Annotated in this window: 13 protein-coding genes and 1 tRNA gene; 8 read left to right on the top strand and 6 right to left on the bottom strand. The window is 58.0% G+C overall.

Features of this window, described 5'->3' with window-relative positions; all coding sequences use genetic code 11:
• Positions 1 to 6 precede the first annotated feature (6 nt).
• Both AAEZ06_RS23225 and AAEZ06_RS23220 read right to left on the bottom strand, forming a co-directional pair.
• Positions 7 to 957 (bottom strand): DUF979 domain-containing protein, encoded by a 951-nt coding sequence (locus AAEZ06_RS23225; RefSeq protein WP_350616438.1) that lies wholly within the window; start codon positions 955 to 957, stop codon positions 7 to 9.
• Positions 954 to 1,679: a DUF969 domain-containing protein gene (locus AAEZ06_RS23220; protein ID WP_350616436.1), complete on the bottom strand. Its 726-nt coding sequence runs from the start codon at positions 1,677 to 1,679 to the stop codon at positions 954 to 956. The genes AAEZ06_RS23225 and AAEZ06_RS23220 overlap by 4 nt, the downstream gene beginning before the upstream one ends.
• Before the next feature lie 374 nt (positions 1,680 to 2,053).
• On the opposite strand from AAEZ06_RS23220, the gene AAEZ06_RS23215 reads away from it, so the two are divergent.
• The 7 genes from AAEZ06_RS23215 to AAEZ06_RS23185 all read left to right on the top strand — a co-directional run bounded on the left by AAEZ06_RS23215 (position 2,054) and on the right by AAEZ06_RS23185 (position 9,181).
• Positions 2,054 to 3,070 (top strand): iron ABC transporter substrate-binding protein, encoded by a 1,017-nt coding sequence (locus AAEZ06_RS23215; protein WP_149414786.1) that lies wholly within the window; start codon positions 2,054 to 2,056, stop codon positions 3,068 to 3,070.
• A gap of 1 nt (position 3,071) precedes the next feature.
• Positions 3,072 to 4,673: an ABC transporter permease gene (locus tag AAEZ06_RS23210; RefSeq protein WP_502948047.1), complete on the top strand. Its 1,602-nt coding sequence runs from the start codon at positions 3,072 to 3,074 to the stop codon at positions 4,671 to 4,673.
• The gene (locus AAEZ06_RS23205) at positions 4,670 to 5,716 is read left to right on the top strand and encodes an ABC transporter ATP-binding protein (protein WP_149414787.1); all 1,047 of its coding nucleotides are present in this window, start codon (positions 4,670 to 4,672) and stop codon (positions 5,714 to 5,716) included. Before AAEZ06_RS23210 ends, AAEZ06_RS23205 begins: the two co-directional genes overlap by 4 nt.
• 149 nt (positions 5,717 to 5,865) lie before the next feature.
• Positions 5,866 to 6,630 (top strand): COG4705 family protein, encoded by a 765-nt coding sequence (locus AAEZ06_RS23200; RefSeq protein ID WP_149414788.1) that lies wholly within the window; start codon positions 5,866 to 5,868, stop codon positions 6,628 to 6,630.
• A gap of 29 nt (positions 6,631 to 6,659) precedes the next feature.
• On the top strand, positions 6,660 to 7,091 hold the full coding sequence (locus AAEZ06_RS23195; RefSeq protein ID WP_149414789.1) for a hypothetical protein: 432 nt from the start codon (positions 6,660 to 6,662) through the stop codon (positions 7,089 to 7,091).
• A gap of 93 nt (positions 7,092 to 7,184) precedes the next feature.
• Positions 7,185 to 7,850: a response regulator gene (locus AAEZ06_RS23190; RefSeq protein WP_149414790.1), complete on the top strand. Its 666-nt coding sequence runs from the start codon at positions 7,185 to 7,187 to the stop codon at positions 7,848 to 7,850.
• Entirely contained in the window at positions 7,826 to 9,181 is a 1,356-nt protein-coding gene (locus tag AAEZ06_RS23185; RefSeq protein WP_350616432.1) for an ATP-binding protein, read from the top strand. Before AAEZ06_RS23190 ends, AAEZ06_RS23185 begins: the two co-directional genes overlap by 25 nt.
• Before the next feature lie 708 nt (positions 9,182 to 9,889).
• Here AAEZ06_RS23185 and AAEZ06_RS23175 read toward each other — a convergent pair.
• From AAEZ06_RS23175 to AAEZ06_RS23160, 4 genes are all read right to left on the bottom strand, one after another.
• Positions 9,890 to 10,291 carry a hypothetical protein gene (locus AAEZ06_RS23175; protein ID WP_149414792.1) on the bottom strand — a complete coding sequence of 134 codons (402 nt, stop codon included), beginning with the start codon at positions 10,289 to 10,291 and terminating at the stop codon, positions 9,890 to 9,892.
• A gap of 134 nt (positions 10,292 to 10,425) precedes the next feature.
• Positions 10,426 to 11,346, bottom strand: coding sequence for a CDF family Co(II)/Ni(II) efflux transporter DmeF (dmeF, locus tag AAEZ06_RS23170; RefSeq protein WP_149414793.1), 921 nt, complete (start codon positions 11,344 to 11,346; stop codon positions 10,426 to 10,428).
• 19 nt (positions 11,347 to 11,365) lie between these two features.
• Positions 11,366 to 11,641: a metal/formaldehyde-sensitive transcriptional repressor gene (locus AAEZ06_RS23165; protein WP_149414794.1), complete on the bottom strand. Its 276-nt coding sequence runs from the start codon at positions 11,639 to 11,641 to the stop codon at positions 11,366 to 11,368.
• Positions 11,642 to 11,981: 340 nt separating this feature from the next.
• A tRNA-Val gene (locus tag AAEZ06_RS23160) sits at positions 11,982 to 12,058 on the bottom strand.
• 184 nt (positions 12,059 to 12,242) lie between these two features.
• Between AAEZ06_RS23160 and AAEZ06_RS23155 the strand changes: the two genes are divergently transcribed.
• Entirely contained in the window at positions 12,243 to 13,526 is a 1,284-nt protein-coding gene (locus AAEZ06_RS23155) for an NAD(P)/FAD-dependent oxidoreductase (protein WP_149413698.1), read from the top strand.
• Positions 13,527 to 13,772 lie beyond the last annotated feature (246 nt).

Here is a 13,772-nt window from a genome sequence, read left to right as displayed (position 1 = left end):
ATTGCCTCACATCAGCAGGTAAAGAAGAACGATATTGACCACCAGCATCATCAGCGCGGTCGGCATTTGCGCCTTGATCACCGCGTTTTTGTCGGGCAGCTCCAGCAACGCGGCCGGCACGATATTGAAGTTCGCCGCCATTGGCGTCATCAGCGTACCGCAGTAGCCGGAGAACATGCCGATAGCAGCCATCACCGCCGGGTTGCCACCGTAGACACCCACCAGCACCGGCACACCAATCCCGCCGGTCATCACCGGAAACGCCGCGAAACCATTACCCATAATCACCGTAAACAATGCCATGCCCAGCACGTAGACCATCACCGCCACCAACTTGAAGTCCAGGTTGATGTAGGTGGTGGCGACGTGGGCCACGGCGGTGCCGACTCCAGCCTCGTTGAAGAGCAGGCCGAGCATCGCCAGCATCTGCGGCAGAACCATTGCCCAGCCAAGCGCCTCAGTCAGGCGTCGGGATTCGCGCAAGGCCTGCACCGGCGTGTCACGGGTCAGCCAGCAAGCCAGCGCCAAGGCGATCAGACAGCCCACACCCAGGGAAACAAAGGTGGTGTTTTTCGGGTCAAGCAGTGGTACGCCACCGATTTCGGTGTGTTTGAGCAACACCGAGCCGATCACCGTAGTCAGCGGAATCGCCAGGGCCGGGATAAATAGTTTATGACCCAGCCGACCGGCACTCGCACGAGAGTCCTTGTCATGCAACTCAGCATGAGCGCCACGGCCTACACCGCCAAGGCCAGCGATGACCGCCATCAGCACGACACCGATGCCAATTGCAATCGAGGGTATGCGCTCCCCCACCAGAAAAGGGATGGCGAACAGCAGCCAAAACAACGAACTGGACCAGCGCTTGGGGTGCGTTCGGTCAGCCAGAATCATCCCGGCGGTGATCAACAGCAAAACCCCGGCCAGCCAGTACAGGTATTGAATGGAGATGATCATTGTGCCGCCTCCGTCTGGGTGACAGCCGGCGCTACGGGCGACAACTCACGGGTCAGCATTCGGTCAAAACGGTGCAGGCGTATCGCATGAATGATGAAGGCGCAAATCGCGGTGGGGATGCCCCAAACGGCGATATGCAGCGGTTCGACATCAATCCCCGAACCCAGCAGGAAGGTATGCATCAGCGCAATCGCGCCAAAAGCGACAAAGATATCTTCACCAAAAAACAGGCCCACATTGTCAGTCGCGGCACACATGGCCAAGACTTTGTGGCGAAGCTTTTCCGGGATTTTCCCGTAGCGCTTTTCAGCTGCGCCTTCAGCCATTGGCGCCAGGAGCGGACGCACCATCTGCGGATGCCCACCAAGACTGGTCAGCCCCATGGCAGCCGTAGACTCGCGGACAAACAGGTAGATAATCAGCAGGCGACCGACGGTAGCCCGCTCAAACCGGGCGATCCAGTTCTGCGCATGCAGTCGCAAGCCATGACGCTCCAGCAAGCCGATTACCGCCAACGGCAACAACAGAATCAGTTGCAAGGCACGGGTTTGCATGAAGCCGTCGCCCATGGTGGCGAGGATTTTTTCCAGGGGAAATTGAGCAGCAAGCCCGGTGGCAATCGCCGCAGCAGTCACTACCAGCAGCGGATTGAAGCGCAACACAAAGCCGACCACGATGACAAGTACGCCGATCAGCGGCCATAGGTTCACAACTGTTTGCATGGCGTGAGTCCTTGATTGCGTGCCGCGTCGCCAGTAACGCTGGAACGAAAAAGACGAGAACGTCAGATTCGCTTCTGGATATGGCGGACAGCCCGACTCGGATTTTTATTATTGACCTGAAAGGTCTAGCGTCAGTGGTGGGCATCTTTGCTGCTTGGCAGCGGACGTGTCCAACAAGAAAAACTGTTGCTGCAAACCAATAAAGTTTGTGGGGGGGGATGAGCGCAGATCACACTCATTAACGATTTATTTGACGTTTTTTTCTCATTCCCAGCTCTACATTCGCCTCGCTTAAACATGCAAATGATTCGTATTGGTTAAGAGCCGTTGTCGCTTTCACGTGCATAAAATCAAAAAACAGGAACTTCCACCGCATGACTACCCCTCTCTCTTCGGTCCTCAAAAAAGCCCTGCTGGCCACCACACTGTTCAGTGCCGGACACGTCTACGCCACTACAGACACTGACGGCATTGTGGTCTACAACGCTCAACATGAAAGTCTGACCAAATCCTGGGTCGAAGGGTTTACCAAGGAAACCGGGATCAAGGTGACCTTACGCAATGGTGACGATACCGAGATGGGCAACCAGATCGTCCAGGAAGGCGCCGCGTCTCCGGCGGATGTGTTTCTGACCGAAAACTCCCCGGCCATGGTGCTGGTGGACAACGCGGGGCTGTTGGTACCCGTGGCGCCGACCACTCTGGAACAAGTCGGCGCCGCCTATCGCCCGGCCCACGGCAAGTGGCTGGGCATCGCCGCGCGCTCCACGGTGTTTGTCTACAACCCGGGCAAGCTGAAAGAAGCCGATCTGCCAAAAACCTTGCTGGACCTCGCCTCGCCAAGCTGGAAAGGCCGCTGGGCCGCGTCCCCGGCCGGCGCCGACTTCCAGGCCATCGTCGCCGCTGTGCTCGAACTCAAGGGCGAAGCCGCCACCCTCGACTGGCTCAAGGCGATGAAAGCCAATACCACCCTCTACCGTGGCAACAGCGCTGTGCTCAAGGCCGTCAACGCCGGCCAGGTCGACAGCGGCGTGATTTATCACTACTACAGCTTCGTCGATCAGGCCAAGACTGGCGAAAACAGTAAGAACACCTCCCTGCACTACTTCAAGCATCAGGATCCGGGCGCCTTTGTCAGCATCTCTGGTGGTGGTGTCCTGGCTTCCAGCAAACACAAGGAACAGGCTCAGGCCTTCTTGAAGTGGATCACCGGCAAGGACGGCCAGGCGATTCTCAAGACCGGCAAGTCGTTCGAATACGCTGTGGGCCAGAACGCCCAGTCGAACCCGAAACTGGTGCCGCTGGCGCAACTCGATGCGCCGAAGGTCGACGCCTCCAAGCTAGATAGCAAAAAAGCCGTCGAACTCATGATCCAGGCCGGATTGCTCTAACTTGCTGCCTGAAACCCTGCAAACGAGTGTCGCGCAAGCGATACCTGCCCGTTCGCCAAAACGCTCCCGTGACCCGTTCAAAAGCCGCGGTGGCGCGTGGGTGACCGGTTTATCGGTGTTGGTTTCGCTGCTGGCGCTGCTGCCAATTGCCTTTGTCATCGGCGTGTCCTGGCAAATCGGCTGGGCACAGATCGAAGCGCTGGTATTTCGGCCGCGAGTGTTCGAGTTGTTGATCAACACCGTGCTGCTGGTGGTGATCACCTTGCCCTTGTGCGTGGTGTTGGGCATTGCCCTAGCCTGGCTCACCGAACGGACCGACCTGCCGGGGCGGCGCGCCTGGTCATTGCTGGCCGTTGCACCGCTGGCGGTGCCGGCCTTCGTTCACAGCTACGCATGGGTCAGCCTGGTGCCATCGATTCACGGTTTGCCGGCTGGCGTGCTGGTGTCGGTGATCGCCTATTTCCCTTTTCTCTACTTGCCGGTGGCCGCGACATTGCGCCGGCTTGATCCTGCCATCGAAGACGTGGCCGAATCCCTCGGGCTCAAGCCCTGGGCGGTATTTTTCCGGGTGATACTGCCACAACTGCGCATGGCCATCTGCGGCGGCGCGCTACTGGTGGGCCTGCACCTACTGGCCGAATACGGCCTGTACGCAATGATCCGCTTTGACACCTTCACCACGGCGATCTTCGATCAGTTCAAATCCACCTTCAATGGCCCGGCGGCGAACATGCTGGCGGCAGTGCTGGCGCTGTGTTGCCTGGCGATGCTCACCGCCGAATCGGCAGCCCGAGGCAATGCCCGTTATGCTCGCGTAGGCTCGGGTAGTGCCCGGGAGCAGCGTGTCGTGCGGCTGAATGCGGGAACCACCGCCCTCGCCCTGAGCCTGCAGATCGTCACCTGCCTGGTGGCCTTGGGCGTGCCGCTGATCACCTTGGGCAAATGGCTGATTGCCGGTGGCCGTGAGGTCTGGCAACCGGGGGATTTGCTGCCCGCGCTGGAGCAAACCCTGCTGCTGGGGATTGCTGGCGCGGTACTGACCACCTGCGCGGCGGTGCCGATTGCCTGGCTGTCGATTCGTGCACCAGGTCGCTTGCAACGGGTGCTGGAAAGCTGCAACTACATCACCAGTTCGCTGCCCGGCATCGTCGTGGCCCTGGCCTTGGTGACCATGACCATCCACTTCGCCCGGCCGATCTACCAGACCACGATCACCGTGCTGCTCGCCTACCTGCTGATGTTCTTGCCCCGGGCGCTGGTGAGTTTGCGCGCTGGCATCGCCCAGGCACCGGTGGAACTGGAAAACATCGCCCGCAGCCTCGGCCGTTCTCCCGGCCGGGCCCTGTGGCTGATCACCATGCGTCTAGCCGCGCCGGCTGCGGCCGCAGGTAGCGCTTTGGTGTTCCTGGCAATCACCAATGAGCTGACCGCCACCCTGCTGTTGGCCCCCAACGGCACCCGCACCCTGGCTACCGGCTTCTGGGCCATGACCAGCGAAATTGACTACGCGGCAGCAGCCCCTTATGCGCTACTGATGATCCTGCTGTCGCTGCCGCTGACCGGCCTTCTTTATCACCAATCCAAACGTACGGCTGGCCGATGAACTCCCTCGAACTCACCTCGATCTGCAAATCCTTTGGCACTCAACGCGCCTTGGAAAACATCAACCTGTCGGTACCCACCGGCAGTCGAACAGTCATCGTCGGGCCTTCAGGTTCGGGTAAAACCACTTTGTTGCGGATGATTGCCGGGTTCGAATTCCCCGACTCCGGCAGCCTCACGCTCAACGGCCAACGGCTGGTGGATGACAGTCATGCAGTACCGGCCCATCAGCGGAAGATCGGTTACGTCCCACAAGACGGCGCCTTGTTCCCCCACATGACAGTGGCCGCCAACATCGGCTTCGGCCTAACCGTCAAGGGCGATGCCAGGCAGCAGCGCATCGCGGAACTGATGGACCGCGTGGCCCTCGATGCCCACATGGCCAAGCGTTGGCCCCATGAACTGTCCGGTGGGCAGCAACAGCGTGTGGCGCTGGCCCGGGCGCTGGCGCAACAGCCAAGGCTGATGCTGCTGGATGAGCCGTTTTCAGCGCTGGACACCGGCTTGCGCGTGTCGATGCGCAAAATGGTCGCACGGCTGCTGGAGGACGCAGGCGTCACCACCATTCTGGTGACCCATGACCAGAGCGAAGCCCTGTCTTTCGCCAATCAGTTGGCCGTGATGCGCCAAGGGCGCCTGGTGCAATCCGGCCACCCCATGGATCTGTATCAGTTTCCCAACGACGAGCAGACCGCCCTGTTCCTCGGCGATGCCGTAGTCATGCCCGCGAGGATCGAAGCCGGCTGGGCCCATTGCGATTTGGGGCGTATCGCGGTCAACAGCAAGGTGAACCGCGACACGGCGCAGATCATGCTGCGGCCCGAGCAGTTGCAAGTCAGCACGACAGCTGATTCGGGGTGTCGCGGGGTGGTGACCGATCGGGATTTCGGCGGCAACACCTGCACCCTGACCGTGGAGTTGCAACCCAGCAAGCTCGGGCCCGGCCGAGCAATATTGGTGCGCAGTTCCGGCCTGCAGGCTCCACGGGCCGGTAGCGTGGTTTGTCTCACTACTATGGGAACAGCCCATGTACTGATTGAGTGATCGCTCCAGTCACCGCAAGATTTATGATCATTGGCGGATTCAAGCGCCTGGAATGGATCAATGATGATCATCCCTCAGCCCCAGCTAAGTTTCGTGCCTTACCTTCTCCCCTGCGCCAACGATAGCGCGGTTAAGGAAAGGTAACCCAGATGAATGCCACAGCAGCCCGCTGGCTGAACAAAGTTCCCGAGGTGACGCTGTCATTCTGGGTGATCAAGATCCTGTCCACGACCGTGGGCGAAACCGGCGCAGACTATCTTGCCGTCGATGCAGGTTTCGGCGCGGGCTGGACCAGCATCGGCATGGCCGCCTTGCTCGCGGTCGCGCTGTTCTGCCAGATGCGTACCAAAGCCTACACTCCCTGGATCTACTGGCTGACCGTGGTGCTGGTGAGCGTCGTCGGCACCCAGATCACCGATATCCTCACCGATAAGCTGGACGTCAGCCTGTACACCAGCACGGCAATTTTCTCGGTGCTGCTGGCGAGCAACTTCCTGATCTGGTACCGGATGGAGCACAGCCTGTCGATCCGCGACATTGTCACTCCTCGGCGAGAGTTGTTCTATTGGGCGACGGTGCTCTGCACCTTTGCCCTTGGTACGGCTGCCGGCGACCTGGCGACTGAAGCACTGGGCTTAGGCTTTACGCTGGGTGCCGTGATCTTCGCCGTAATGATCGCCGTCACCCTGCTGGCCTGGCGCCTGGGTGCCAATGTGGTGCTGACCTTCTGGATCGCCTACATCCTGACCCGGCCATTCGGTGCCTCCCTCGGTGACTTGCTGACCCAGGCCAAGACCTATGGTGGCTTGGGCATGGGTTCCAGTTGGACCAGCGCCCTCTTCCTCTGCGTCATTGTTCTGTTGGTTGCCGTCGCGCAAATCAGCGTCGGTAATCGCAAAACCATCACCCAATAAACCTTCAAAAGCCAATCAAGGAAATCAACATGCGCCACGTTCAAAATCTTATTCGTCACGTCGCCATCGTCTCGTCGATCTTTTTGCTGAGCATTGCCGCCGGCTGCTCGAAACCCGCCGATAAACCCAAAGAAAATGTCACGTTGAGCTCGGCGAGCAGCCAGAGTCAAGCGGACTCGAAACTGGGTGACCTATCCGAGTTCCGTACCATAGCCGCTGACGTTGCCGCCCTCGTCGCCAAAAACGACCTGCCCGGTGCGAAAACCCGGATCAAGGATCTGGAGACAACCTGGGACTCCGCCGAGGCCGGCATCAAGCCTCGGGCCGCCAGCGACTGGCATGTCTTGGACAAGGCCATTGACCGGGCACTCTCTGCGTTGCGTATCGACAGCCCGAACCTGGGTGACTGCAAGGCCGCGATGGATGATTTGCTGAAGGCCTTTGACTCGATGAAGGGCTGACACGGGATTGGGCTGCGGACAAATGCCTGCACAGGTGCTTCAATACAGGCGCAACGGTCATCCCCATCGCGCCTTATTTTTCCGGAGAGGGACATGCGGATACTGCTGGTCGAAGACGATCCGATGATTGGCGATGCGATCCAGCGCGCGCTCAGCGATGCGAGTTACGCCGCCGACTGGGTCAAGAATGGCCTCACGGGCCTGGCCGCACTGGACACGCAGCACTACGACCTGGTGCTGTTGGACCTGGGCCTGCCCGGTAAGGATGGCCTGGAAATACTGACCAGCATTCGCGCCGGCGGCAACCCTGTTCCCTTGCTCATCATTACCGCCCGCGACAGCCTCGATGATCGGTTGCGCGGCCTCGACGGCGGCGCTGACGACTACCTGCTCAAACCCTTCGACATGGCTGAATTGCTCGCGCGTATGCGTGCGGTGCTGCGGCGCAAAGGCGGCAGCGCCCTGCCCTTACTCGGCAACGGCGTGGTGTCGCTGGACCTGCTTTCCAAGGAGGCCAGCACCGAGGAACACAGCGGCATCGCGCTTTCCAGCCGCGAATTTGCGCTGCTGCAAGCACTGTTGATCCGCCCAGGTGCGATTCTCTCGCGCAGCGAGCTCGAAGATCGCCTCTATGGCTGGGGCAACGAGGTAGAAAGCAACGCCATCGAGTTCTTGATTCACGCCTTGCGGCGCAAGTTGGGAAGTCACGTCATCAAGAACGTCAGGGGCATGGGATGGATGGTTTCAAAAAACGTTTGAGTGAGTCGGTGCAACTGCGACTTTCCGTGGTGCTGTCGCTGGCGATTCTGCTGGTCGCAATCGTTGCCAGCATTTTTGCATTCGTTTCAGCCTTTGAAGAAGCCCACGAACAGCAAGACGACACCTTGCGCCAAGTGGCCATGCTGTTTGATCGTCAGCAGATGACCCTGCAATACCCGCAGGGCAAAGCAATAGAGGGCGATGATGAAGAGTCCCGAGTCATCATTCAGTACCTGGACGACGGTAAACACGCCTCCGGAAACACCGATGAGGTCATGCCATTGCCATTTCCCACGACCTTGGCCGATGGTCTGTCCACGGTTGAGGTCGCTGGCGAAGCTTTTCGCGTACTGGTCAGAACGACCGCTCACGGCGAACGCATTGCTGTTGCCCAGGAGTCAGGTGCCCGCGACAAGGACGCCCGGGAAAGCGCCTGGCGCAGCTTGCTGCCCTTCCTGATTTTGTTCCCGGTCCTGTTGTTGGTGGTCAGCGACCTGGTGCGCAAGCTGTTTCGTCCAATTGCAATGCTCGCCACGGAAATCGACCAACGTGCCGAGCAGGAACTGCATCCGGTTGATGAGCAGCATCTGCCCACTGAAGTCCGCCCGTTCGTCGTGGCCATCAATCGCTTGCTGGCGCGCGTCGCACAGTCCATGGACAGCCAGCGTCGGTTTGTCGCTGATGCCGCCCATGAACTTCGCTCGCCCATGACAGCACTGTCCCTGCAAGCCGAAGGACTGGCGGCCACAGACATGTCGGAGGTGACCAGGGAGCGATTATTGCCACTGTCGCGGGGCATCGAGCGCGGCAGAAAACTGATCGATCAGTTGCTTACCTTGGCTGCCGCACAATCGGCATCGGTCCGGGTACAAACAGCGGTTTCAGTGCATGGAGTTTATCGACAGGTGTTGGAAGATCTATTGCCGCTGGCCGAGCGCAAACAGATCGATATCGGTGTCGAAAGCGCCGAAGACGTGCAGGTTACTTTCAACGAAATGGATCTGTTCACCTTGGTCAAAAATCTGGTTGATAACGCTATTCGCTATACCCCTCAGGGCGGGCGAATTGACCTGTCGGTTGAGCGGTCGCCAGGCACCGTCCAGCTGCAAGTCAAGGATTCAGGCCCTGGAATCGCAATAGAGGAACAAGAACGGGTATTTGATCCGTTCTATCGCAGCCTGGGAACCGACGAAGCCGGTTCCGGGCTTGGGCTGTCAATCGTCAAGGCAATCACCGATCGAACTGCGGCACGCATGCAGTTGACGTTTACAGATCCGGTGCAGAAACGCGGCTTGTGCGTCACAGTCTCACTAAAAGCAGATCGAGCATGAGGCCCTTTAAGTAACAATCAGCACTTCTTTTGACCTTACCAACTTCACATCTAGATGTGGCAGCTCCAGTCTTACCACTTCAAAAGTCACCACAGCTATAAACTCACTCTTCAAGTTCAGCTCCGGAAATAATTAGTGGGTCTGAAACCAGTCTCTACACTGACCGAACACAATCACCTATAGTCGTAGTGAAATATCCAAACGCCGCTGGTAATCTCCCAGCCACGTTCGCCAGCCATTAAGGGATGGGGGCAAAATAGAAGCCCTGGAGTCGCGAACCTCCGAGGCTTTACGTTTCAGGCCCATAGCTTTTTTATGAGTAGGGCTATGAGTAGCGCCCAGCAAATCATCAGAAAAACTGTAATCACAGTCCATTGCAGCCCCATCACCCAAGTCCAATTTGATTTAGTCACTTTTATCACCTAAAAAGAGATAAATCTGTAGAGGTTTTTCTGCATTCACTATTTAAAGGTAATGGCCCTCACATACGCTTGGGCATCCCGGCAGACTACCTGTTCATAACTGCCAGTTCGCCTCTCACAGCGACTGTCCCTTTCCTTGGGTTCGCGGTGCTGTAGCAAATATCCATCGTGTCCAGGCGAAATCCTTCGAACACCCGCCGGATATCTAGGTGATCGTTGATGCTGACCATCACCGTGCCCTGGCAGCTCACGCAAAAGTCACCACTAAGCTGACACGTCGAGATACTCAGGGATTCTCAATATCTTTAGCCAGCACTTTACCCCGCACCGCACACAGTTGTGCCAGGCGCCTACGCCAATCTCCAGCATGATTTATCTGGCACTCTTCTTCTGAGTCGAAGCGCACGCAGCGTTCTAATTGGCTCACTTCAACATCCGCTTCGCTCAACGCCATGGCGGTCAACTCACGCATTCGCGCGTCCCGTCCAGCTGAAAGTGCCTGCTCCTTGTTTGTCCGGGTATCAAATACCCAGATCACTCGCAGACTTTGTGAAAACGCTTGGTAGTCAACCTTATGAGTCAGCCAATCAAATCCACTGATTTCAGCTTTAGCTATTTCGCAGGCTTCTGTAAGAGTCGCAATCAGACGGCGCTCGATGCGAGCGTGGTCGCGCTTGTTTAATGGCATGGCAGGCTCCGGAGGAAAATACAGAGTGGAACAAGCACTGACTTGCCTGCACGTCTACGGATGCGTTTTGAGCCAAGGTCAGGGAGATTGATCAAAGAGCCAACGAAGGGGCCACTTGGCCTCCTCATGGAATACTATGCTGGAGAGACGGCACGAAACTCAACGGTGAGGTGGCTCACTTCGTGGACAGGCTTTAAGCGTTCACGAATGTTATCCGCATTCGTAGTGGACTTACCTAGAACACTTACAATTGCCGCATGGGCTTCTGGCCCGACCCGCCAGACGTGTAAGTCTGTAATGGTCGCATCGCCAGGCTGTTCAACCAGTTCGCGAATTTCCTCCGCAACATGGTCGTCAGTTTGATCCAGTAGGACGCCAGCAGTCGCCTTCATCAAGCTCCACGCCCACCGTGCGATAACAATAGCGCCGACGATTCCCATCGCTGGATCCAGCCAGACCCAGCCGAGATATCGCCCGGCGAGCAGGGCTGCAATGGCAAGAACGGACGTCAGGGCATCTGCGATCACATGAACGTATGCCGACCGGAGATTGTTATCGTTGCCATGACGATTTTGGTTATGACTGTGTTCGTGGTCATGGTTATGACCGTGACCGAGCAACAGCGCGCTCACGATATTGACTATCAGGCCAACGATGGCAATGAGCGTGGCTGTACCGAATTGAACTTCTGTAGGCTGGAGCAGGCGAATCACCGACTCTACGCCGATTCCCAGGGCAACCAATCCCAGAATTAAGGCCGACGCAAAACCGCCCAAATCTCCAACCTTACCGGTACCAAAACTGTAACGGGCGCTGGACGCATTGCGCTTGGCATACGCGTAAGCCGCAGCGGCGATGCCCAAGGCGCCAGCGTGGGTCGCCATATGGAATCCATCGGCAAGTAGGGCCATGGAACCGGTGATGTAGCCGGCAGCAATTTCCCCGACCATCATGACGACGGTAAGCATTACCACCCAGAGGGTGCGTTTCGCATTTTCATCGTGTGCCGATCCGAGGAATACGTGTTCGTGTGTGTAACTGATGTCGCTGTTCATTCAGTTCAAGCCCGCGTCGTCACTTGGAATAGCGCCGGATAGCTTCAAGAAGCTCTTCCACACCCTTGTTACGCTCCTCATCGCTGAGCGCTGGGTTAGCGACGTGCTCCCTAGCGTGATCTTCGATGATTTCGTCCATCAACCCATTAATGGCTCCGCGTGTAGCGGCGACCAAATGCAGCGTTTTGGCACAGTCATGATCTGACTCCAAAGCCCTTTCGACTGCCTGGATTTGCCCAGCAATGCGCTTTACACGCTTAAGAAGATCGTCTTTGTTTGAAGCTGTGTGAGCCATACTATACCCCCCCTACCTATGCAGAAGAATGTCATACCCCACCCAGCTATGCAAGGATATGTGGCCACCCTCTGGGAAAGGCAGCCCAGGGCTTACTGAAGGTGAGGGGCGATTCAATCCGCGCTTTAGGTGCATGACTTTACGAGCAGCAGCCCCCCCAGGCACACATCCAGGCGCGCATGAGAAGATGACCAGGCACTACCAGGACGGTCACTACGCGAAGCAGATCGAGTGCGTGGAAGTTGGCGTTTTGAGTGGAAATTTTGAAAATCGAAAACAACAAAAAAGGGCCCACCTTTCGGTGAGCCCTTCTAGACCGCCCAGCAGAGCGGATTTTGTTTGGTAGGCGCGATTGGACTCGAACCAACGACCCCCACCATGTCAAGGTGGTGCTCTAACCAACTGAGCTACGTGCCTGCTGTGTGGCGGCATTCTACGGAATTTCCGAAGTGTGTCAACACCTTTTTTGCAGCTAAGCCTATGAATATGCGAATTTTTTAATTTCAGCTGGCACAACTGTATTTTTCCGGTGGCTGGCAGCGGATTTTCAACTCAGGTAGGATCGGCGCACTCGTAAAAAATATAAAACAGAGGTTCCAGGATGGCGAACACCCCCTATCCCCAGTCGTATTACGCCGCTTCCGCGAATGCGGTTCCTCCTCGCCCGCTCCTGCAAGGCGAAGTCGAAACCGATGTGTGCGTGATTGGCGCCGGCTACACCGGCCTTTCCAGCGCGCTGTTCCTGCTGGAGAACGGCTTTCGTGTGACGGTGCTGGAAGCCGCCAAGGTGGGCTTTGGTGCGTCAGGCCGCAACGGCGGGCAGATCGTCAACAGTTATAGCCGCGACATCGATGTGATCGAGCGCAGTGTCGGCCCGAAACAGGCGCAGTTGCTGGGGGAAATGGCCTTTGAAGGCGGCCGGATCATTCGCGAGCGGGTGGCCAAGTACCAAATCCAGTGCGACCTGAAGGACGGCGGTGTGTTCGCCGCGCTGAATAGCAAGCACATGGGCCATCTGGAATCGCAGAAGCGCCTGTGGGAGCGCTACGGCCATACCCAACTGGAACTGCTGGACGAGCGACGCATTCGCGAAGTGGTCGCCTGTGACAACTATATAGGTGGCCTGCTGGACATGAGCGGCGGGCATATCCACCCGCTCAACCTGGCGCTGGGGGAAGCGGCGGCGGTGGAATCCCTGGGCGGCACGATCTACGAGCAATCTGCTGCGGTGCGCATTGAGCGCGGGGCTAATCCGGTCGTGCATACGGCACAGGGCAAAGTCAGGGCCAAGTTCATCATTGTCGCCGGCAATGCCTACCTGGGCAACCTGGTGCCGGAGTTGGCGGCCAAGTCGATGCCGTGCGGCACCCAGGTGATCACCACGGCGCCACTGGGTGACGAGTTGGCGAAAACCCTGCTGCCGCAGGATTACTGCGTTGAAGACTGCAACTACTTGCTGGACTACTACCGACTGACCAGCGACAAACGCCTGATCTTCGGCGGCGGCGTGGTGTATGGCGCACGGGACCCGGCAAACATTGAAGCAATCATCCGGCCGAAGATGATCAAGGCCTTCCCGCAACTCAAGGATGTGAAGATCGACTACGCCTGGACCGGTAATTTCCTGCTGACGCTATCGCGCCTGCCGCAGGTCGGTCGCCTGGGGGACAATATCTATTATTCTCAGGGCTGTAGCGGCCATGGCGTCACCTACACCCACCTGGCAGGCAAGGTACTGGCGGAGGCGCTGCGGGGCCAGGCGGAGCGTTTTGATGCGTTTGCCGACCTGCCGCACTACCCGTTCCCGGGCGGGCAGTTGTTGCGCACGCCGTTTGCGGCGCTAGGGGCCTGGTATTACGGGTTGCGGGATAAACTGGGGTTCTGACTTCCACCCGACCTTCAGCAGGAGCTGCTTGCCAGCTCCTGCAGCATTCGTCCTTTCCAAATTGCAGACACAAAAAACCCCGGCCTTTCGACCAGGGTCTTTGCTATCGATCCAATCAAGCTTGCGACTTGCCTTGGCGTCTCAGGGCGTTCAGTGGGCCCTGGAACAGATATGGCGCAGCGGACGGGACTCGAACCCGCGACCCCCGGCGTGACAGGCCGGTATTCTAACCGACTGAACTACCGC

It is taken from the genome of Pseudomonas sp. HY7a-MNA-CIBAN-0227 (assembly GCF_040310325.1).
In the GTDB taxonomy this organism is placed as follows: Bacteria; Pseudomonadota; Gammaproteobacteria; order Pseudomonadales; family Pseudomonadaceae; genus Aquipseudomonas.
The sequence above is the reverse complement of the archived record's forward strand: the minus strand, read 5'-3'. Positions and strand labels throughout refer to the sequence as shown.

Bases quoted from the DNA above. Each gene is read 5' to 3' on its own strand.
- AAEZ06_RS23225 (WP_350616438.1), bottom strand. From the start codon at position 957: ATGATCATCTCCATTCAATACCTGTACTGGCTGGCCGGGGTTTTGCTG.
- AAEZ06_RS23220 (WP_350616436.1), bottom strand. From the start codon at position 1,679: ATGCAAACAGTTGTGAACCTATGGCCGCTGATCGGCGTACTTGTCATC.
- AAEZ06_RS23215 (WP_149414786.1), top strand. From the start codon at position 2,054: ATGACTACCCCTCTCTCTTCGGTCCTCAAAAAAGCCCTGCTGGCCACC.
- AAEZ06_RS23205 (WP_149414787.1), top strand. From the start codon at position 4,670: ATGAACTCCCTCGAACTCACCTCGATCTGCAAATCCTTTGGCACTCAA.
- AAEZ06_RS23200 (WP_149414788.1), top strand. From the start codon at position 5,866: ATGAATGCCACAGCAGCCCGCTGGCTGAACAAAGTTCCCGAGGTGACG.
- AAEZ06_RS23195 (WP_149414789.1), top strand. From the start codon at position 6,660: ATGCGCCACGTTCAAAATCTTATTCGTCACGTCGCCATCGTCTCGTCG.
- AAEZ06_RS23190 (WP_149414790.1), top strand. From the start codon at position 7,185: ATGCGGATACTGCTGGTCGAAGACGATCCGATGATTGGCGATGCGATC.
- AAEZ06_RS23185 (WP_350616432.1), top strand. From the start codon at position 7,826: ATGGATGGTTTCAAAAAACGTTTGAGTGAGTCGGTGCAACTGCGACTT.
- AAEZ06_RS23175 (WP_149414792.1), bottom strand. From the start codon at position 10,291: ATGCCATTAAACAAGCGCGACCACGCTCGCATCGAGCGCCGTCTGATT.
- dmeF (WP_149414793.1), bottom strand. From the start codon at position 11,346: ATGAACAGCGACATCAGTTACACACACGAACACGTATTCCTCGGATCG.
- AAEZ06_RS23165 (WP_149414794.1), bottom strand. From the start codon at position 11,641: ATGGCTCACACAGCTTCAAACAAAGACGATCTTCTTAAGCGTGTAAAG.
- AAEZ06_RS23155 (WP_149413698.1), top strand. From the start codon at position 12,243: ATGGCGAACACCCCCTATCCCCAGTCGTATTACGCCGCTTCCGCGAAT.